The organism is Pseudomonas sp. Ma2-10 (assembly GCF_054330215.1).
Genome location: NZ_JBTEYL010000004.1, coordinates 283,663 through 303,970 on the forward strand (window position 1 = coordinate 283,663; position 20,308 = coordinate 303,970).

General features: G+C 60.1%; 18 protein-coding genes and 2 pseudogenes. 4 read left to right on the forward strand and 16 right to left on the reverse strand.

Annotation, left to right across the window (positions count from 1 at the left end; translation table 11 throughout):
- Positions 1-39 precede the first annotated feature (39 nt).
- A pseudogene (locus tag ACXPVS_RS08480) lies at positions 40-270 on the forward strand (terminase); the annotation flags it as partial.
- Positions 271-322: 52 nt separating this feature from the next.
- Here the strand turns inward: ACXPVS_RS08480 and ACXPVS_RS08485 are convergent.
- From ACXPVS_RS08485 to ACXPVS_RS08495, 3 genes are all read right to left on the reverse strand, one after another.
- The gene (locus tag ACXPVS_RS08485; protein WP_458509519.1) at positions 323-1,120 is read right to left on the reverse strand and encodes an acyl-CoA thioesterase; all 798 of its coding nucleotides are present in this window, start codon (positions 1,118-1,120) and stop codon (positions 323-325) included.
- A 173-nt stretch (positions 1,121-1,293) separates the two neighbouring features.
- Positions 1,294-2,061, reverse strand: a complete 768-nt coding sequence (locus tag ACXPVS_RS08490; RefSeq protein WP_458509520.1) for a CHAD domain-containing protein — start codon at positions 2,059-2,061, stop codon at positions 1,294-1,296.
- Between the two features lie 45 nt (positions 2,062-2,106).
- Positions 2,107-2,385: a hypothetical protein gene (locus ACXPVS_RS08495; RefSeq protein WP_458509521.1), complete on the reverse strand. Its 279-nt coding sequence runs from the start codon at positions 2,383-2,385 to the stop codon at positions 2,107-2,109.
- Between the two features lie 222 nt (positions 2,386-2,607).
- Between ACXPVS_RS08495 and ACXPVS_RS08500 the strand changes: the two genes are divergently transcribed.
- Entirely contained in the window at positions 2,608-3,648 is a 1,041-nt protein-coding gene (locus ACXPVS_RS08500) for a patatin-like phospholipase family protein (RefSeq protein ID WP_458509522.1), read from the forward strand.
- Between the two features lie 10 nt (positions 3,649-3,658).
- Here ACXPVS_RS08500 and ACXPVS_RS08505 read toward each other — a convergent pair whose 3' ends face one another.
- From ACXPVS_RS08505 to kdpF, 6 genes are all read right to left on the reverse strand, one after another.
- Positions 3,659-4,348, reverse strand: a complete 690-nt coding sequence (locus ACXPVS_RS08505; protein ID WP_458509523.1) for a response regulator — start codon at positions 4,346-4,348, stop codon at positions 3,659-3,661.
- 68 nt (positions 4,349-4,416) lie between these two features.
- Positions 4,417-7,062, reverse strand: a complete 2,646-nt coding sequence (locus ACXPVS_RS08510; protein ID WP_458509524.1) for a DUF4118 domain-containing protein — start codon at positions 7,060-7,062, stop codon at positions 4,417-4,419.
- A 54-nt stretch (positions 7,063-7,116) separates the two neighbouring features.
- Positions 7,117-7,662, reverse strand: coding sequence for a potassium-transporting ATPase subunit KdpC (kdpC, locus tag ACXPVS_RS08515; RefSeq protein WP_458509525.1), 546 nt, complete (start codon positions 7,660-7,662; stop codon positions 7,117-7,119).
- 53 nt (positions 7,663-7,715) lie between these two features.
- Positions 7,716-9,773: a potassium-transporting ATPase subunit KdpB gene (kdpB, locus tag ACXPVS_RS08520; RefSeq protein WP_458509526.1), complete on the reverse strand. Its 2,058-nt coding sequence runs from the start codon at positions 9,771-9,773 to the stop codon at positions 7,716-7,718.
- A gap of 23 nt (positions 9,774-9,796) precedes the next feature.
- Positions 9,797-11,491, reverse strand: coding sequence for a potassium-transporting ATPase subunit KdpA (gene kdpA / locus ACXPVS_RS08525; protein WP_458509527.1), 1,695 nt, complete (start codon positions 11,489-11,491; stop codon positions 9,797-9,799).
- Between the two features lie 8 nt (positions 11,492-11,499).
- On the reverse strand, positions 11,500-11,589 hold the full coding sequence (gene kdpF / locus ACXPVS_RS08530; RefSeq protein WP_007899818.1) for a K(+)-transporting ATPase subunit F: 90 nt from the start codon (positions 11,587-11,589) through the stop codon (positions 11,500-11,502).
- Positions 11,590-11,861: 272 nt separating this feature from the next.
- Here kdpF and ACXPVS_RS08535 point away from each other — a divergent pair, with 272 nt between their 5' ends.
- Positions 11,862-12,029: a DUF2897 family protein gene (locus tag ACXPVS_RS08535; protein ID WP_458509528.1), complete on the forward strand. Its 168-nt coding sequence runs from the start codon at positions 11,862-11,864 to the stop codon at positions 12,027-12,029.
- 43 nt (positions 12,030-12,072) lie between these two features.
- On the opposite strand, the gene ACXPVS_RS08540 is transcribed toward ACXPVS_RS08535, so the two are convergent.
- Both ACXPVS_RS08540 and ACXPVS_RS08545 read right to left on the reverse strand, forming a co-directional pair.
- The gene (locus tag ACXPVS_RS08540) at positions 12,073-12,924 is read right to left on the reverse strand and encodes an urea carboxylase-associated family protein (RefSeq protein WP_458509529.1); all 852 of its coding nucleotides are present in this window, start codon (positions 12,922-12,924) and stop codon (positions 12,073-12,075) included.
- 15 nt (positions 12,925-12,939) lie between these two features.
- Positions 12,940-13,593, reverse strand: a complete 654-nt coding sequence (locus tag ACXPVS_RS08545) for a GntR family transcriptional regulator (RefSeq protein ID WP_458509530.1) — start codon at positions 13,591-13,593, stop codon at positions 12,940-12,942.
- 176 nt (positions 13,594-13,769) lie between these two features.
- On the opposite strand from ACXPVS_RS08545, the gene ACXPVS_RS08550 reads away from it, so the two are divergent.
- Positions 13,770-14,327: a TetR/AcrR family transcriptional regulator gene (locus tag ACXPVS_RS08550; protein WP_458509531.1), complete on the forward strand. Its 558-nt coding sequence runs from the start codon at positions 13,770-13,772 to the stop codon at positions 14,325-14,327.
- On the opposite strand, the gene fabF is transcribed toward ACXPVS_RS08550, so the two are convergent.
- The 5 genes and pseudogenes from fabF to ACXPVS_RS08575 form a co-directional block, all read right to left on the reverse strand.
- Positions 14,324-15,598 (reverse strand): beta-ketoacyl-ACP synthase II, encoded by a 1,275-nt coding sequence (gene fabF, locus ACXPVS_RS08555; protein ID WP_458509532.1) that lies wholly within the window; start codon positions 15,596-15,598, stop codon positions 14,324-14,326. The two genes, ACXPVS_RS08550 and fabF, sit on opposite strands and share 4 nt — an antisense overlap.
- Before the next feature lie 302 nt (positions 15,599-15,900).
- Positions 15,901-16,236 carry a ComEA family DNA-binding protein gene (locus ACXPVS_RS08560; protein ID WP_458509533.1) on the reverse strand — a complete coding sequence of 112 codons (336 nt, stop codon included), beginning with the start codon at positions 16,234-16,236 and terminating at the stop codon, positions 15,901-15,903.
- Between the two features lie 111 nt (positions 16,237-16,347).
- On the reverse strand, positions 16,348-18,342 hold the full coding sequence (locus ACXPVS_RS08565; RefSeq protein WP_458509534.1) for a polysaccharide biosynthesis protein: 1,995 nt from the start codon (positions 18,340-18,342) through the stop codon (positions 16,348-16,350).
- Positions 18,343-18,448: 106 nt separating this feature from the next.
- Positions 18,449-19,477: an MraY family glycosyltransferase gene (locus ACXPVS_RS08570; RefSeq protein ID WP_458509535.1), complete on the reverse strand. Its 1,029-nt coding sequence runs from the start codon at positions 19,475-19,477 to the stop codon at positions 18,449-18,451.
- 620 nt (positions 19,478-20,097) lie between these two features.
- Positions 20,098-20,308, reverse strand: a pseudogene (locus ACXPVS_RS08575) (transposase); the annotation flags it as partial.

Sequence of the window (20,308 nt, forward strand, 5' to 3'; positions counted from 1 at the left end):
GCTTTGTTCACGAGCCTCAACGAACCAAGGATTACCCTCATGGGCAAACGTCATCCCAACCTCCCCGCCTGGCAATGGCGGGTGTACCCCAACCATCACCCACACCCGACCAATCAGGTGCTGCACCTGATTGCCGTGCCGCTGTTTATCGTGGCGTTTCTGCTGATGGTCTCGGGCGTGTTCAGCTTGAGTTTCGCTAATGTCGCGATTGGCGTCATCGGCCTGCTCGCCGCCCTCGTCTTGCAACGCCACGGTCACAGCCTGGAGGCGTGACTGGCGTATGCGCGTCAGGGGTCAGGGGTCAGGAGTCAGGGGTCAGGGGTCAGGCGAAAATCGTCACCGTCTGCCGGCTCATGGCAATCAACTGACCGTCGGGGTTCCACAGTTTCGCGGCCGCATGGCCGTAGCCGTCAGCGGCATGCTCGATCTCGACGAGGTATTTGCACCAGTCCAGCGTGCTCAGTTCAAGCAACGGCTGGACGAATTCAATGGTCCAGGTCAGCGTGCTGCCCATCGCCGGTTTTTTCAGGTGCGGCAACAGCGCCGGAGGCCAGGCGTCGACCAGCGCCAGAATATGCGCCTCGCTGACGGCCTCGTCCTTCACCTCCCCACGCAAGCGCACCCAGCCCCCCATCTCGCGGGATGTGTTGCCCGTGAACGGCAGACCGCCGACGCTCCAGCGCATCGCCAGATGCCGCATGAACTCTGGGGTCACGCCTTTGATGTAAGGCAGTTCCTGGCAATCGTCCCAGTGCTTCATTTCGGGTGCCGGTTGCGCGATCACCGCCACCTCCGACGGTCGCGAGGCGCCGAAGCTGCCCTGGACCAATGTCACCACCTGGCCCTTTTGCATCGTGCGGCCCAGCACCTGGCTGACCGCTTTGCCTTCGCGCAACACATCGACTTCAAAGCTGACGGGCACTTCAGGCTCGACCGGGCCCACAAAGGTGATCGCCAACGAACGCACCGGGCGATCCGCCGGGACTTTTGCGCGCATGGCTTCGTACTGCAAGGCGGCCACCAGGCCACCGAAACTGGCACGCCCCTGAGCCCATTCGGCCGGGATAGACAGTTCCAGCGGCTGGCTGCGGACAGCGTCGAGCAGATCGGAAAAGCGCATGAAAACCTCAGAGCGGAAAAGGATGTAGGGATCTTAACCAGCCTGCCGGGATGGCACAGCGCTTATTCCGGCCAAATTGCCTGACAGATGAGCCGGATAGAACCGCCGCCCCTTGTACCCGCGGCCGAACGCAGCCTACGACAGCGGGTACATCGATCTGTCTTGTGGTGGTGTCAGGATTTGAAGCAGGCCGCGCTGAGTTTGTCGAGGACGCGGTCGGCGCGGCCTTCGGCTTTGGCCATAGTGGTTTCCCAAGACGCCACGCAGGGCTGCAAATCGGCCTCGTGTTCGGCCTTGGCCAGCCATTGCCAGCAGTCGTGCCAATCGCCCAAGGCACTTTGCGCGGACTTCAAACGCGGCATCGCGGCTTTCGGCAATCGATCCAGTTCGGGATAGGCATCGATGCCATAGCGCACGCGTTTGATCAACAAGCGCAAGCGGTGGCGATCATGTGCCGGATCGTGCAGGGCCTGATCGAGATTTTTCCATTGTTTGGCCAACCGTTTTTCGATGCGCTGACGCAAGCCCTTGAGCAATCCTTGACGCTGAGAGGCCCGCAGAAAACGCGGAAAGGCGTCGAGGATCATCAGCAACTGCGCCACTTCAGGACTCGTCGCGACCGCCGGGTAAGCCTCGGCCATTTGCGCCATGCGCCGCTGGGCAGCCGCGGGTTGATCATGCTCGAGCAGGTACGCCGCCAACACTTCGCGATCGCGCAACGGCGTCGTCAGCTCGCCAACCCGCGACGCCGCCGCTTCCAGCTGTTCGACCCCGGGCAAGCCGCGCAATGGCCGCAGCAGACTGCGCAAACGGCGAACCGTGGTGCGTAATTCGTGCAGCGCTTCAGGGTCGGTACACGCACTCAAGCGTGCCTGACAGGCCAGCAAACGGACTTCCAGGCCCAAGATACGAGCCACTAACCGATCAACCAAGGTAGACATCGCTTGCTCCCTGAATCGAATTTTCCTTAATGCCTACATCATGCCTCAACGGCCGGCACGCGACTCACGAATATAGAACTGCGCCTTCCCGGCCTTCTTGGTGCAGCCTTCGAACCCTTCGAATTGCTGCTGAGTCTTGGCCGCCGTCAACAACGATAGGGCCTTGGAGTAGCTGACGGTCCCGGCGAAACCTTCGGCCTTGGCCAGATCCAGTTCGTGCCACGCCGTATCAAGCCCGCTGCCGCAGCTGTCACGGTAAGCGGTTTTGCCGGCGCAACCGGCCAGTGCCAGGGCAATCAAAGGCACACAGATCCAGGCTTTCATCACTCACACCTCAAAAATAGGTAAACAGTCGTGCAGGTAAGACGGTCCGACACGTGAAAAGTGCCTTGGCCCCGCCGCACAAACTTTAGCGCTCACGAGAATACGCACCTGCTGCCAAAGAGTGTCGAAAAAACGACGCACTGGCCTCACGAAACGACCTTAGCGATTGAAGCGCGCCCCTTGATGGGTGCATTGTTGAACCTTGTCAGACGAGGGCGATTCATGAAAAAGCGTGTCGCGCTGGTGCTGGGCTCAGGTGGAGCCAGGGGCTATGCCCATATCGGGGTCATTGAAGAGATCGAACGGCGTGGCTACGACATCGCGTGTATCGCCGGTTGTTCCATGGGCGCGGTGGTCGGCGGAATCTATGCCGCCGGCAAACTCGAAGAATATCGTAACTGGATCGAAAGCCTTGATTACCTCGACGTCTTGCGTCTGGTGGACGTCAGTTTTCGTCTGGGGGCGATTCGCGGAGAAAAGGTTTTCGGGCAGATCCGCAAGATCGTCGGCGAGATCAATATTGAAGACTTGCGCATCCCCTACACGGCGGTGGCCACCGACCTGACCAATCAACAGGAAATCTGGTTTCAGGAAGGCTGCCTGCACCAAGCCATGCGCGCTTCGGCGGCGATTCCCAGCCTGTTTACCCCAGTGATGCAGGGTAACCGCATGCTGGTGGACGGCGGTATCCTCAACCCTTTGCCGATCGTGCCGGTGGTGTCGAGTCATTGCGACCTGATCATCGCGGTCAACCTCAACTCCACCAACCAGCGCCACTATCAATTGCCGGTGATCCAGCGCCCAGCGGCGTTCAAGACCCGTTTCGACAGCCTGATCAACTCGCTCGGTTCAAAGTTGCCTTTCCGCCGCAAACAGGCGGAACAGTTGCTGCTGCTGGAAAAAGAAGCGTTGATGGCAAAAGCGGCCGAGTTCAACCCGTGGATCGACTCCGCCGAACCCGACGCGCAGCAACCGGCCGCCGCCCCCGAGCGCGAAGGCGCACCGAAGTCCGCCACCGGCTCGTTCATCATCGACAACGTCGGACCGGCGTCTTTGCTGGACCTGATCAACCAGAGTTTCGAGGTGATGCAAACCTCATTGGCGCAGTACAAAATCGCCGGTTATCCGCCGGATATTCTGATCAACGTGCCAAAGCGGGTGTGCCGGTTTTTCGAGTTTTACAAAGCGCCGGAATTGATCGCACTGGGGCGGGAGATTGCCCGGGATACCTTGGACCGGTATGAGAATGAACGGGATGCCTGAGGCCTAACGATCAGGTATCAAGCAACCGATACCCGACCCCCGCCTCGGTGACGATAAACCGAGGCTGGGTCGGGTCGTCCGCCAGTTTCTGCCGCAAGTGCCCGACCACAATCCGCAAATAGTGAGTGTCTTCGGTATGGGTCGGCCCCCAAATATCCTTGAGTAATTGCTGCTGGGTGATGACCCGCCCCGGGTGTCGCGCCAGTTGCGCCAGTACCGCGTATTCCTTGCGGGTCAGTGCGACTTCGGTGCCGTCGAGCAACACCCGGCGATACGCCAGATCCACGGTCAACGGGCCGAACGTCAGCGCCGCTTGCTGCGCTTCTCCCGTCGGAGCCTGACGCAACAAGGCACGCACTCGGGCCAGAAACTCCTGAATGCCAAACGGCTTGGTCACGTAGTCGTTGGCGCCGTTGTCGAGCGCTTCGACTTTCTGCCCTTCACTGGCACGCACCGACAGCACCAGCACGGGCACCGTCGACCACTCGCGAAACTCGCGCAGCACTTGCTGGCCGTCCATGTCCGGCAAACCGAGGTCCAGTACCAGCAGGTTCGGTTTATTCAGGGCCGCCTGGGCCAGGCCTTCGCTGCCGGTACCGGCCTCGAGTACTTTGTAGCCCTGGGAGGCGAGGCTGATGCGCAGGAATTTGCGGATCTGCGGTTCGTCGTCGATGACCAAAATGGTCGCGGTCTGGCTCATGAATTCACATCAACACAAAGAAGTGGCAAGAGAGTAGCGCACGCGTAATCAGGCTTCACTTTCGGCGCTTAATTTTCAAAGGCCGGCTGCGCCTGCAACGGCAGGTGCAAGGTGATGCAGGTGCCGCGCCCTTCGATGCCCTCGGCGACACTGATCCGTCCGCCGTGAGCACCGACCATGCCCTGACAGATCGCCAGACCCAGCCCGGTGCCTTGCCCGCCACGATCACCGCGCGCGGCGGTGTAGAACATGTCGAAAATCTTCGCCCGCTCTTCCTGCGGAATCCCCGGCCCTTCATCGCTCACCGAAAAAAACAGCTCGCTGTCGTCGGCCCCGGCGCGCAACTGCAGGCGACCGTGAGACGGTGAAAACCGCGCGGCGTTTTCCAGCACATTGACCAGCGCCTGTTCGATCAGCGCGGCGTGGACATAAAGCAGCGGCAACTGCGGCGGCACGTCGATGATCATTTGCAACGGCGCGAGCACGGCGCGCAGACGATTGAGCGAACTGCCGACGATGTCGGCCGGCGACACCCAGTCCCGCGCCAGCGTCAGAGCGCCGTGCCCGAGGCGGGTCATGTCCAGCAGGTTCTGAATGTAGCGATCGAGGCGCTCGGCTTCATCGCGAGTGCCTTCGAGCAGTTCCCGGCGATCCTCCAGCGGGATCGCTTCACCGAGGGCCAACAGGCTGTCGATGCTGCCGCGCATGGAGGTCAGCGGCGTGCGCAAATCGTGGGACACCGAGGCCAGCAAGGCACTGCGCAGTTGCTCGGTTTCGCCGTGCAGCCGAGCGGCTTCCAGGTCTTCGGCCAACTGCGCCCGCGCCAGCGCCTGCGCCAGCGGTTGGCTCAATGCGGTCAACAAACGGCGACGCTGACCGCTCAAGGTCTGCCCCTCTTTGGCACACACCCCGAGCAGCGCCAGTGGCCCGTCTTCCAGTGACAACGGCCACCACCACCAACGTCCGAACGGCAGCGTGCCGGTGCCCGCGCCGGCCGGTTGATCGTGTTGCCAGGCCCAATCGGCGGCAGCGCGCTCGGCGTCGGAAAATTCCAGCGGGCCACCGGTTTCGACTTTCCAGCCGCCCTGCCCGTCTTGATTGAGCAGGCAGAGTTGCAGATCACTCCAGCCATTGAGGTGCTGGGCCGCTGCGCTGAGCACTGCCTGGCGGTCGGTGGCGGCGGTGAGTTTGCGCGACAAGTCGAGCAGTTCGGAAGTCTCCTCCTGGGTGTCGCGTAGCGCCTGCAATTGGCGCCGCTGTCGGGCCGCGAGGTTACCGGTGAGCGCCGCCATCAGCAGGAAGAACAGCAAGGTCAGCACGTCTTCTTCGCGCTGGATGCTGAACGAGAAATTCGGCGGAATGAACAAAAAATCGTAGGTCAAAAACGACAACGCCGCACAGGCCAGCGCCGGGCCAAGGCTGCTGCGCACCGCCACCAGCAACACCGCGACGAGAAACACCAGCGAGATATTAGGCAAAGGCAAAACGCCCGCCACCGCCCAGGCCAAGGCACTGGCGAGCACCGTCGCCACCAGCGCCAGCGCATAGTCGAACCACACCAGGGACTGCGCCGAATGCTGACGCGGCTGATGCTGTTGGTGTTCGCTGTCAAGGACGTTGATTTCCAGCCCGCGCGCATCGCGCAGCAACCGTGACGCCAGGCCACCGCCGAACAATCGCCGACGCAAACGCGGCCGGGACTGCCCCACCAGCACCAGGCTGGCGCGGCGTTCGGCAGCGTGCTGAATCAGGGTTTTCGCCACCTCGGCGGCGCGCAACAACACCACTTCGCCGCCGAGGCGCTCGGCCAATTGCTGGGCACTTTGCAGACGCAGGCGCGACTGCTCGTCACGCACGCGGCCGTTGTCCACATGCACCAGGCTCCACGGTAAATGCCGACGCTGGGCGACGCGACTGGCGTGACGCACCAGGCGCTCGGCCTGAGCATCGCCATTGACCCCGACCAACAAGCGACCGCGCACCGCAGGCGCGGCTTGGCCGAGTTGGCGATAGCCCTGAGTCAGATCATCATCGACCTGCGCGGCGGCGGTTTGCATCGCCAGTTCACGCAGGGCCGTAAGGTTGGTCTGAGTGAAGAAGGCGTCGATGGCCGCCCGGGCCTGTTCCGGCACGTAGACCTTGCCTTCGCGCAGACGCTCAAGCAGCTCGCGCGGCGGCAGGTCGATCAGCAGCAGTTCGTAGGCTTCCTGCAGCACCCAGTCCGGCAAGGTTTCGCGAACCTGCACGCCGGTGATGCCGCGCACTTTGTCGTTAAGGCTTTCCAGGTGCTGGACGTTGACCGTGGTGAACACGTCAATGCCCGCCGCGAGCAGTTCCTGAATGTCTTGCCAGCGCTTGGCGTGGCGACTGCCGGGCGCGTTGCTGTGGGCCAGTTCGTCCACCAGCACCAGTTTTGGTTTGGCCGCGAGCAAGCCGTCGAGGTCCATTTCTTCAAGCATCACGCCACGGTATTCCGAGCGCACCAACGGCTGCTGCGGCAAGCCGCCGAGCAGCGCTTCGGTCTCGGCGCGACCGTGGGTTTCGACCACGCCGGCGATGACTTTCACGCCCTGGCGCAATGGGGTGTGGGCGGCCTGGAGCATGGCGTAGGTCTTGCCGACACCGGGTGCGGCGCCGAGGAAAACCTTGAGCCGGCCACGGCCGTCGCGGGGCAGGTCTGCTAACAGCGCGTCGGCGCGGCCGGAGTCACTCATGCGTAGGGGTCTCTTTTCAGATGTTGATGTGGTGATTATTCGGCCACCACCGATTTACAGGTTTTCCAGCGCGATGTTCAGCGCCAACACATTCACCACCGGCGGCCCCACGAGCGGCTGCTCGATGTGCGCATCCATCAACTGCTGAAGCGTAGACACCGGCACATTGCGCGCGGCCGCAACACGCGCCAGTTGATAGGCAATCGCGGCCGGTGGCAAGTGTGGATCGAGGCCGCTGCCGGAGGTGGTGACCATCGCCAATGGCACCGGACCCTGGCCCGGCACCCACAGGTTGTGGGCATCCTTGATCACCCGAGTGGCCAAGGCCGGGTTGCTCGGCGAAAGGTTGCTGGCACTGCTCGGCACGGTGGCAAAGGCACCGGCCGATGGCCGTGGATGGAACCAGGCGTCGCCGACGAAATCTTGCGCAATCAGCAACGAGCCACGGACCTTGCCGTCGGCGTCGTGTACGAGGCTGCCATTGGCTTGATCGGGGAATGCGACCTGGGCGACACCGGTGACCACCAGTGGGTAAGCGACGCCGGTGATCAGGGTCATCAGGACAAGCAGGCTCAGGGCCGGACGTATCATTGTGGACATTTCAAACGCCTCCATTTCACAGAAAGCGGTGTGCCTGGCACACCGCGCCAGGGTCAAACCAAATGCAATGCGGTCAACACCATGTCGATCGCCTTGATCCCCACAAACGGCACCAGAATCCCGCCCACCCCATAGATCAACAGGTTGCGGCGCAGCAACGCCGCCGCACTCGCCGCCTGCACCCGCACGCCGCGCAGTGCCAACGGAATCAGCACCACAATAATCAAGGCGTTGAACACGATCGCCGAGAGAATTGCGCTCTGCGGACTGCTCAGGTGCATGACGTTCAGCACACCCAATTGCGGGTAGATCGAGGCGAACAACGCCGGCAGAATGGCGAAATATTTGGCCACGTCGTTGGCGATGGAAAACGTCGTCAAGGCACCGCGAGTCACCAGCAATTCCTTGCCGATCTGCACCACGTCCAGCAGCTTGGTCGGATCGCTGTCGAGGTCGACCATGTTCGCCGCCTCGCGCGCGGCTTGCGTCCCGTCGTTCATCGCCATCCCCACGTCCGCCTGGGCCAGGGCCGGGGCGTCGTTGGCGCCGTCGCCGCACATGGCGACCAGGCGACCGTCGTTCTGCTCGTGGCGAATGCGTGCCAGTTTTTTCTCCGGAGTGGCTTCGGCCAGCACGTCATCGACGCCTGCTTCGGCCGCAATGGCCGCAGCGGTCAGTGGGTTGTCGCCGGTCACCATGACGGTGCGAATTCCCAGCTTGCGCAGTTCGGCGAATCGCTCACGGATACCGGGCTTGACCACGTCCTTGAGGTGAATCGCACCAAGCAATTTGCCGTCGACGCAGACCAGCAACGGCGTGCCGCCGCTTTGCGCAATCTTGTCGATTTCCCGGGACAGCGGCGCGGCCAGGTCGGCGCGTTCCAGGCCAACGAAGGCCATTAACGAATCCACCGCGCCTTTGCGATACACGCGGCCCTGATAGTCGACACCCGACAGGCGCGTCTCGGCACTGAACGGTACGGCGGTCAGCCACTCCGTGGACGGCTCAGGTTGTGGCTGGGTGCCGCGCAGGTACTCGACGATGGATTTACCTTCCGCCGTGTCATCGGCCAGCGAGGCGAACAATGCACCCTCGGCGAGTTCCGTCGCGGTGACGCCAGGTGCCGGATAAACCGCTGTGCACCGACGGTTACCAAAGGTGATGGTGCCGGTTTTGTCCAGCAGCAGCACGTGTACATCCCCCGCCGCTTCCACGGCGCGACCGGATTTGGCGATCACATTCAGGCGCACCAGACGGTCCATTCCGGCGATACCGATGGCCGACAACAAACCGCCAATGGTGGTCGGAATCAGCGTGACCAATAACGCCACCAGGAACACCAGCGGCAGGCTGCCGTTGGCGAAGTAGGCGAACGGTTGCAGGGTGACGACCACCAACAGAAAGATCAGGGTCAGACCGATCAGCAGCATGTCGAGCGCCACTTCGTTCGGGGTTTTCTGGCGTTTGGCGCCCTCGACCAGGGCGATCATGCGATCGAGTGTCGACTCGCCAGGGTTGGCGGTGATGCGCACCAGCAGCCAGTCGGACACCAGCCGTGTGTTACCGGTGACGGCCGAACGGTCGCCGCCGGATTCGCGAATCACCGGCGCGGATTCACCGGTAATTGCCGCTTCGTTGACCGCCGCGATGCCTTCGATCACCTCGCCGTCACCGGGGATCATTTCCCCCGCTTCAACGCGGACCACATCGTCCTTGCGCAGGCTGTTGGCCGGCACCACTTGAAAGGCGCCGTTGCTGGTTTTGCGCCGGGCGCTCAGACCTTCGCTACCGGCCTTGAGGCTGTCGGCGCGGGCCTTGCCGCGACCTTCGGCCAGTGCTTCGGCGAAGTTGGCGAACAGTACGGTGAACCACAACCACACGGCGATTTGCGCGGCGACAAAGGTCGGCACGCTGTTGTCGGGAATGAAGCACAGCACGGTGGTCAGGATCGCGGTCAGTTCAACCACCAGCATCACCGGCGCACGCTGCAATTGCCGAGGGTCGAGTTTGACGAAAGCTTGCACCAGCGCCGGGCGCCAGAGGGCCGAGATCGCGGTCTTCGGTGTTTCCGGCGCCTTGACGGTGGCGGCTTTAGTGGCGGGCATATTCATCATCGTGCTCCTAAAAAAGCGGCTCAGAAGCCCAGGCTCAAATGTTCAGCAATCGGACCCAACGCCAATGCCGGCAGGAAGGTCAAACCACCCAACAGCAAAATGGTCACGGTCAGCAAGGTCACGAACAGCGGGCCATGGGTCGGGAAGCTGTTCTGGCCGATCGGTGCGGTTTTCTTCATCGCCAGGCTGCCGGCCAACGCCAGTACCGGGAGGATGTAACCGAAGCGACCGATCAACATGCCCAGGCCCAGCATCAGGTTGTGGAACGGGGTGTTGGCACCGAAGCCGCCAAATGCCGAACCGTTGTTGGCGCTGGCCGAGGTGTAGGCGTACAGCAACTGGCTGAAACCGTGGGCTCCGGGGTTGCTCACCGCCGCGACCGGGCCGGGCAGGCTCGCGGCAATCGCGCCGAGTACCAGGACACCGACCGGCATCACCAGCAAGGTCAGCACCAGCAGTTGCACTTCTTTGGCCTGGAGTTTCTTGCCGAGGTATTCCGGGGTACGGCCGATCATCAGGCCGGCGAGAAACACCGCGATCAACACGTTCAACAACATGCCGTAGAGCCCGGCACCGACGCCGCCGAAGATCACTTCGCCGACCATCATGTTGACCATCGCAACCATGCCGCTCAGCGGGTTGAGGCTGTCGTGCATGCCGTTGACCGAACCGCTGGACGCCGCAGTGGTGGTCACCGACCACAGCACCGTGGCGGTGGTGCCCAAGCGTGCTTCCTTGCCTTCCAGCGGCGCGGTCTGTTCAACGGCGACATTGTTCAGGGTCGGGTTCGGCTGGGATTCAGCCCACAGCGACGTCGCGCCACCGATCAGGAACAGCGCCAGCATGCAGGCGATGATCGCGCGGCTCTGACGCAGGTCCTTCACGTAGTGGCCGAAGGTGAACACCAGCGCCACCGGGATCAGAATGATCGAGCCGACTTCAAACAGGTTGCTCCACGCCGTCGGGTTCTCGAACGGGTGCGCCGAGTTGACGCCGAAGAAGCCACCCCCGTTGGTGCCCAGTTGTTTGATCGCAATCTGGCTGGCGGCCGGGCCGAGCGGGATCACTTGATCGACGCCTTGCATCGTCACCGCACTCACGTAGTGCGCGAAGGTTTGTGGCACGCCCTGCCAGACCAGATACAGCGCCAGCAGCAGGCACAGCGGCAGCAAGCCGTAGAGGGTGGCGCGGGTCATGTCGACCCAGAAGTTGCCGAGGGTTTTGCTCGACTTGCGGCCAATACCGCGACACAGCGCAACCAATACCGCCAGGCCGGTGGCGGGGCTGACGAAGTTCTGCACGGTGAGGCCGACCATCTGGCTCAGGTAGCTCAGGGTCGCTTCGCCGCTGTAGGACTGCCAGTTGGTATTGGTCATGAAGCTGACGGCAGTATTGAACGCTTGCGTCCACGCCTGACCCGGCAGGTGTTGCGGGTTCAGCGGCAAGTAATCCTGAAACAACAGGATCGCGAACAACAGCAAAAAGCCCGCGAGGTTGAAGGCGAGCAAGGCCAGGGCGTATTTCTGCCAGCCCTGCTCGGCCTGCGGATCAACGCCGGCGAACCGATAACACCCACGCTCCACCGGCTCGAGAATCGGTGAAAGCCAAGTGCGCTGTCCTTCCATCACCTTGTAGTAGAAGCGCCCCAGAAACGGTGCCGGAATCAGCACCAGGGCGAAGAAGGCGAGGATCAGCCAATAGTCATAACTGTGCATAGCCGCTCCTAGTTCCGGTCCGCGCGCAACAGCGCAACCAACAGATAAATGAACAGTCCCACCGCCAATAGCAGTGACACTCCGTCCAGAACGCTCATGGAAGTTCTCCGTGTTACGGCGTATTGCCGCGTGTGGAGCCATTGTCGGAAGGAAGGCTGTAAAGGAACGAGAGCGAGGGGGTTGGCTGTGCATAAAGAAAGCGTAAAAGGTGGGGTTATGCCGCAAGCGATGCTGACAGGGCTGTAAACGGGCCAAGTGCGGCTGTCAGATCAGGCATAGAATGGAACCACTGCGAAAATTAATCGCTCAAAGTGGTATGCACGATCGATTGGCGAAACCCGCCGATCGGCCTGCCCTCAAGGAGAGCCCTATGCCCTGGTATGCCTGGTTGATTCTGGTCGTTGCAATCGGCTCGATCGTTGGTGGTTTGATGATGTTGCGTGACACCGCCCACAAGGTCGACCTGACCGAGGAGCAACGCAAACGCGTCGCTGAACGCAACGCGCAAGCGGATGCCAAGGATGCGCAAGACCGCTAAAACCAAACCCTGTCATTCTCATTGAATGACAGGGTTTGGCGTTTTACTTCTCCCAATCGGCCTTGGCGATGTGCAGGCCGTGCAGCCCTTTGTAAGCAGCCCGTTCAGGCGGGCTCCAGCCCTCAAGCAATGAATCCTCCAACCGATAAATCTCCACCCCGAGCGGGCGACACACGCTTAGCGGGTCCTGCGCGTCCGGCCCCCACATGGCCAGCGACAGGTCGCCGCCCGGGCAGGTCGAGAGCGCACACAGCAGATCGATTTCGGCAAAGAACTCCAGGTAATCGCCCTTCTGCGCCGGACAGGCTTTCATGAAATACATGTCGTCGTGGTTCAGGCCCGTGCACTGGAAAATGTTCAGCACGTCATGCACGTCGAACTCGGTCAGCCCATGAGGCAGCACCGCGCGGGTCAGGTTCGAGTGGCAGTGGTGATGGAAATCTTCGCCAGTGAGCATTTTGTTCACGTAAGGGTCACAGCGGGTACCCAGCAAGTCGTGTAAGCGAGCGCCATGCTCGTCGATGCCGTAACTGGCCAGGCTGTCATCGGTGATGGTCACCAGCGGCCGCAGAAAAGGCAGGTTCGACCAGAGCCGATCATGGGTGCTGACGTGAGCGCCCTGTAATTGCCGGGTCCGTGCCGCCCACAAACGCTCCCGTGGATCGTTGGCATTCCAGACGTTGAAATCCCCGACTTGCGGCCCGACGGGTGTGGTCACCCGGAACACATGCCCGGCCGGCACTGTCCAGGCGCGGCCGGTGCGGATCGGCACTTCAAAAGCCTCGATCAACGTGCGCCCCGCCTTCGCCTCGCGAATCCGTTCGTAGAAGGCGGTGTCCACCTGCAAGGCGGACCCTTTGCTGACTTGATAGGCCGCCGGATAGTCTTTGTACATGGCACGAATCCTCGATCAGTGATGGGAAACTGGAGCAAGCATTTGCAACAGGAGGTGTTCGGAATCGTCGAGATACCGGCTCATGGCGTCCTCGGCCGAGCGTTTGTCGCCCTCGGCCAACCACTCATGAATCTGCCGGTCACGCGCCAGCCAGGGCGCCTGAAAACGAGACTCATCGGGGGCGGTGCAGAACACCAGGCGCAATTGCGCGACGACGTTGGTGAAGAACTCATCGAACAGTGGACTGCGCAGCAATCCGACAATGTGTTGATGAAAGGCCAGGCTGTGGGTACCGACCGCACGCCAGTCTTCGCGCTCCCGGGCCAGCTCGGTGGCTTCCAGGGCGTCGAGCATCCGGTCGGATTGATAGTCGCGCAGCGGCTGACTCGCGCTGATGGCCTGCAACTCCAGGGTGCGCCTGACCTTGAACAGATCCCGCACGTCCTCCACGCCCAGCCTGCGCACCATCACGCCCTTGTTGCGCACATAACGGGTCAGACCTTCCTGCCCCAGGCGATGCAGCGCTTCGCGAATAGTATTGCGAGATGCGTTGTACGCGGACACCAGATCGTTCTCCACCAACGCCATGCCGGGCAGCAAACGGCCGCCGATGATGTCGGCGCGCAACTCAAGGGTGATGTGGTCGGCCAGGGACAGTCCGCTGTTCATGCTCATTGCCTCATGATTGTTCAACAATCGTCAGTTAATGAGTAATCACTATTCGTGCCAGTTCATTCAAGTCCGCAGGACCGAACTGGACGCATCTGCACGCTTTTTAGAAGTAGAAGTACAATCACCATCCCATTTTCATTGGTTAATATGGCGCATTGTTGCGGAGATACCCGATGCGTTACTCGCAGGACCATAAAGCCCAGACCCACCAACGCATCATCAAGGAAGCGTCAGCGCGCTTTCGCCGCGATGGTATTGGCGCGACAGGTCTGCAACCGCTGATGAAAGCACTGGGCCTGACTCACGGTGGTTTCTACTCGCATTTCAAGTCCAAAGACGAACTGGTGGAAAAGGCTTTGCAAGCCGCAGGCGAGCAGGTCGATGTGATTTGCGCCGAGCTCTTCGCCCAGGATCGCCCGCTGGAAGCGTTCATCGACGTCTATTTATCCGAGTGGCACCAGACCTCACCCGATGAAGGTTGCCCGCTGCCGACCATGTCAGCGGAACTCGGCCTGCGCGGACAGCAGAGCCCGACCACTGACGAGGTGCTCAACGCGCGGCTCGAACAAGTGCAAGGCTCTCTTGAAGACCAGAACGCCGCCGACCAAAGCATCGTCATCATGTCGACACTGGTCGGGGCCTTACTGCTGTCACGCAGTGTCGAGAATCCCGAGCTGGCGCAGCGGATTCTCGATGTCACTCGCACCTCTCTCAAACAGCCCCGGGACTAACCCTCCCAGCGCTTGAACAGCACGCTGGCATTCACCCCACCAAACCCGAAGCCATTGGACAACGCGTACTCGATGGCCATCGGCCGCGCCTGGCCATGGACGATGTCCACGCCTTGGGCGGCGGGGTCCGGGTTGTCGAAGTTGAGGGTGGCCGGCACCACCTGATCGCGAATCGCCAACAGCGTGAAGATCGCCTCGATACCGCCCGCGGCCCCGAGCAAATGCCCGGTGGCCGATTTGGTCGATGTCACTGCGATGTTGTTATCCGTGCCGAACAACGCCTTGATGGCCGCCAACTCTCCCAAATCCCCAACCGGGGTGGAGGTGGCGTGCGCATTGAGATGCTGCACTTGATCTGCCGAAATGCCCGCTTGCGCCAACGCCAGCGACATCGCCCGTCGCGCACCACTGCCATCCTCGGGCCCCGCCGTCAGGTGATAGGCATCGGCACTGGTGCCATAACCGACCAATTCCGCCAGCGGTTGAGCGCCGCGAGCCAAGGCATGCTCCAGGGACTCGATCACCAGAAGGCCAGCGCCCTCCCCCATGACAAAGCCATCGCGGTCACTGTCGAACGGCCGCGAGGCACGCTCCGGGGTGTCGTTGTAACCGCTGGACAAAGCGCGAGCAGCGGCAAACCCGGCGAGACTGACGCGGTCGATTGCCGCTTCCGCGCCGCCACACACCGCAATGTCTGCCTCGCCACAACGAATCAACCGCGCCGCATCACCAATCGCCTGGACCCCGGCCGCGCACGCCGTCACCGGAGCACCCAACGGGCCCTTGAAACCGTGCTGAATCGACACATGACCCGCAGCGAGGTTGACCAGAAATGACGGAATGGTGAACGGCGACAAGCGTCGCGGCCCACGGCTGTCGGTGGTGCGCACTGCATCGGCAATCGCGCCGAAACCACCCACGCCTGAACCGATAATGGTTGCCGTACGCTCCTGGGCCTTGGCGTCCGCCGCTTGCCAACCGGCCTGCTCCAGCGCCTGACGCGCCGCTTCCATGGCGAATAGAATGAAGCGGTCCATCTTCTTCTGCTCTTTGGGTGGCGTCGCCCGGTCCGGGTCAAACCCCGCCTCGGCATCGTCAGCCAGCGTCGGCACGGCTCCCCCGACCTTGGCCGGCAAATCGGCAACCACCTCGTCCGGCAAATGGCGCAACCCCGAACGCCCGGCCAACAGACGCGACCAAACGGCGTCGACGCCAGAACCCAATGGCGACACCAGGCCCATGCCCGTTACAACTACTCGACGATCACTCATACCGCAAATACCTCAAGCCGATTCATGACGCCTCACGTATAACGCGCGGCGGCCTTACTCTTGGAAAGATTCGGCGCCATGACAAGACGCGCCGCAACAACGCTTTGGCGAATGATGAATTTATTATAGGCATAATCTTAGCCGTATATGATAGGCGTAATTTTTGTTGCGCCGACGCAAGGTCCGCCTTTGTAGGCGCTGCCGAAGGCTCGGGCCGCGTTCGGACGATCTTTTGATCCACTCTTGCCAGCATGCAAAAAAGGCCGGTCACTGACCGGCCCTCTTGGCGTTGATCTACACGCTTAGTTCACCTCAAGTTTCTCGCGATTCTTATCCAGAATCGCTTTACCGATTCCCTTCACTTCGAGCAACTCGTCCACGGACGCAAACGGCCCATTACTCTCACGATAGGCAACAATCGCCTTGGCCTTGGCCTCGCCCACACCGGCCAACTCGCGCTGAAGGGTTGGCGCATCGGCCTGATTCAGCTCGACCTTGCCGGACGGTGCCGTGGGAGAAACGTCCAGCACCAAGGGTGCGTTGCCAGCCTCGGGTTTGGCCGTCGGCGCAGCAATGGCGCCAATAGAGGCGCTGGTGAGCAGGGCAAACACCAGAGAGTAGAAATAGCCAGTACGCATAAATGACGCTCCATGACATCGATTGAGAAAGCAGCTTTCCGAAGCTGCCTTCCAAACTTAGGCGATGGGCTGGAGCTGTCAAAAATGTGTCCGTTACAGGATGTGAAACAATCAGGGTTCGAGGCGACGTTGCTGGTAGATCCAGTCAACGATTTCGCCGTCGGGGGTGTAGCCACTGACGGTTTCGCGCAGGAGCTGACGGACACGACTGTAATCGTCATGATCAACGGCCATCAGCAACTCCGACAAACGCCCCTTGAGCACGTCCCAGGGCAGATGATCTTCGTTGGCACTCATGATCATCGGGTGTTGTGTTGCGGCCACGTTGTCACCGATCAGCAACTCCTCGTATAGCTTCTCACCGGGACGCAGACCGGTGAACTCTATGGAGATGTCGCCATGCAAATTCTTCTCAGAACGAACGCTCAAACCCGAGAGGTGAATCATCTTCTCTGCCAACTCGACAATCTTCACCGGCTCGCCCATGTCCAGAACGAACACATCACCGCCCTGCCCCATGGAACCCGCCTGGATCACCAGTTGCGCCGCTTCGGGGATGGTCATGAAATAGCGAGTGATTTTCGGGTGCGTGACCGTCAACGGCCCACCGGATTTAATCTGACTGTGGAACCGCGGGATCACCGAACCGGAAGACCCCAGCACATTGCCAAAGCGCACCATGGTGAACCGGGTCTTGTTGACCCGAGACACATTGGCCTTGTCGCCGAACATCACCGGGGCAATTTCACGACTGAGCGCCTGCAGGGTCAACTCGGCCAAACGCTTGGTGCTGCCCATGATATTGGTCGGGCGCACGGCCTTGTCGGTGGAGATCAACACAAAGTTGGACACCCCCGTCTGCAACGCAGCCTGAGCGGTATTAAGCGTGCCAATGACGTTGTTAAGCACGCCTTCGGCAATGTTGTGCTCCACCATCGGGACGTGTTTATAAGCGGCAGCGTGGTAGACGGTGTCCACACTCCAGGTCCTCATCACATCAAGAAGTTTGTCCTGGTGGCGGATGGAGCCGAGAATTGGCAACAATTTGACCGAAACCGACTTACGACAAGCGCGCTGCTCCAGCTCCGAGAGGATGCTGTATAGATTGAATTCGCTGTGTTCAAACAACAAAAGCGTCGTCGGGCCAAGCGAGAAAATCTGCCGGCAAAGCTCCGCGCCAATCGATCCGCCAGCGCCCGTGACCATCACTGTCTTGCCTTTGATACAGCGCTCGAGCAAATCCGGTTGTGCGGGCACCGAATCTCGCCCCAACAGGTCAGCGATATCCACTTCCTGGATGTCTTCGACCTTTACCCGGCCACTGGCCAGGTCGGTGAAATTGGGTACGCTTCGGATGTGAAGCGGGAAACGCTCCAGAATAGTAAGAATTTCCCTGCGTCGTGCGCGGGTTGATGACGGTAGAGCCAGAAGGATCTCCTGCGCGCCGGTTAAGTCGATCATCTGTTGGATGTGTTTGGGTTTGAAGACTTGCAACCCGGCAATCGAACGATCGGCAATGCTCGGATCATCATCGATAAACGCCACCGGGCGCATGACCCGGCCCATGCGCAGTGCAGCGACAAGCTGATTGCCGGCTACGCCCGCACCGTAGATGGCGACTTTGGTGAGGCCATTATCACGGTTGGTGAACGGTACGTGCTGGACGGCATTGAACCAGTCGCCCATGAAGTATTGACGCATGCACAGGCGCAGACCGCCGATGATGACGAGGCTTAGCCACCAGTAATTGAAGACAATGGAGCGCGGCACTACTGCTTCGTGGTTGCTGTACCAGTAGACCACGACCGCCAGAATCAGCGAAGACAAAGTGACTGCCTTGATAATCGCAATCAACGCATCGTTGCCGAAATATCGCATAACCGCCCGGTACATGCCGAAGCGGATAAACAGAGGAATGGCGACGACAGGGGCGCAAACAAACAGCCAGAAATGAACCCTGAAGGGGTTGTACATATCATCGATACCCAAACGCACGATGAACGCCAACCACAGAGCGCCCCAGACCAGAAAAACGTCTGTACCGACCTGTATCAACCGTTTCCGACGTCTGGGAAGCCCTACAAGGCGCGATCGGACCCTATCCATGAACTCTTCAAACACCTCAGCCTTCTCCCTTCAACTGCTGCATCACCGTGGTGAGACTTTATAGGCGCATTTCATCCACTTTAATCCTAAATGACAGAACTGTTACTCAGTTCTTCACCGATGGCCCTTCAAGCTCTCCAGCACGAAACTTGATCGCCAGTACAACCAATGGAGCATAGGCCAGAATCAAACCCAGGCTTGAGTTCAGGCCGAATTGGGTAACACCTAGTGCGATAGGCAACAACCAAAGCAAATTGATCGCGCCGACGGCCATTGTAACCGGCAAATGGCTGCCGAACCGACGAGAGGCAAACTGATAGGCGTGACTGCGATGTGCTTCGTAAACCTTGTCTCCCCTGAGCAACCGGCGAAACAACGTGAACGTTGCATCGACTATGAATACCCCAAGCAAAATCAGCCAGGCCCATAGCATCGGGGCACTAACCCACGCCGCCTGGAGAGAAAGCCCACCCAGCACAATGCCGAGAAATCCGCTGCCGGCATCGCCCATAAAAATCTTCGCGGGCGGGAAATTCCACCAAAGGAAACCGGCAACGGAAACAGCGAGTAACAGCGGGCCCCAGATCAGATTGTCGAGGCCTGCCAACCAATAAAGCAGGCCGGCTCCCAGACAAGCACAAATCGCTTCTACGCTGGCAATGCCATCGATCCCATCCATGAAGTTGTAAAGATTGAGCATCCACACCAAATAGAACACGCCGAGCAGATACCCAAACCATGAAAGCTCTAGATTGACGCCAAACACAACAACTGGAGGCAACCCACCCAACCAGAACAAAACCCAGGCTGCCCCTGAGAAATGCCCAAGCAATCGCCAGCGGGCAGCGATATGACCATGATCATCCATAAAGCCGATAAGAGCGACAAACGCCCCCGCACCCGCAATGCCAAAAAAATGTGCCGATGAAAGCAATCCAGTTACCCAGAGCAGCGTAAGCGCTAACAAAAAAGCAACTACTATTGCCACCCCGCCTCCCCGAGGGGTGGAAATGGAGTGTGAGCTCCGCTCATTTGGAACATCCATCAGACTGCGTGACAGCGCATAGCGGCGAAGCACTGCTGTGAGAAAAAGAGAAACGCCGGCGATAACCGGTATAAACCACCAGTAACTCATGCTTTGTGATGTTCCAAAAAGTATTGTGCTGTCGTGCGCCGGGCACCATCCAGTTCGAGAGGAGGATTCGGTTCAACAGTCTTGAGTTTTTTCTGAAATCTACCGGAAGGGATGCCGGTAGGCGCTGATCAGGTAAGGCTTCGGCCATCATAACGACCGCGGTTTGCAGAGTCCAACTGCGTGAAAGGCAAGCAACCAGGTAACGCCAAGCCTTAATGGGAGTTCGGCGGTTTAGACCGGCAATTGGGCGTAACTCCCCCCTTATCCGCAATCGCGACAAGTCCCATTAGGTGATAATCTTTGCCGCAAACCAAGGAACGAAACCATGAGAAGACTTGGACGTCGATCCGGTTTTTAACGAAACCCAGAACGAAAAGGCCCCAAATTTTGCTTGGGGTTAGATAATTGCGCCAAAAAAACGGAACAAGAAGATGATCCGCAATGTCAACAAGACCGGAAAAAGAATTGTTTTCTTAGGGAAGGTCTGAAATAGGCATGCGTTTTAACGGCCCCGTTGCTTGAGGCTCAAAAAATGTCGACTCAATCGTAAATCAGGCCTTTTCCTCTATTAATTCCCCTTTTTTCTGCATATGAGCGCTTTTCAGCGCCCATTGTCCGCATTACAGGCGCACCTCTCCTGTATTCAGCAATCGTTTTCGCATCATCCACAGGTTCGACAGCGCAAACAGCGTGGTCTGCTGCGCGGTGTTTTTAACAAGCCCCGGAAGCGCACTTTTGTATAACCAAACTGGCGCTTGATCACGCGAAACGGATGCTCAACCTTGGCGCGCAGTTGAGCTTTCGCGTATTCGATTTTGCGACGCATGCGCC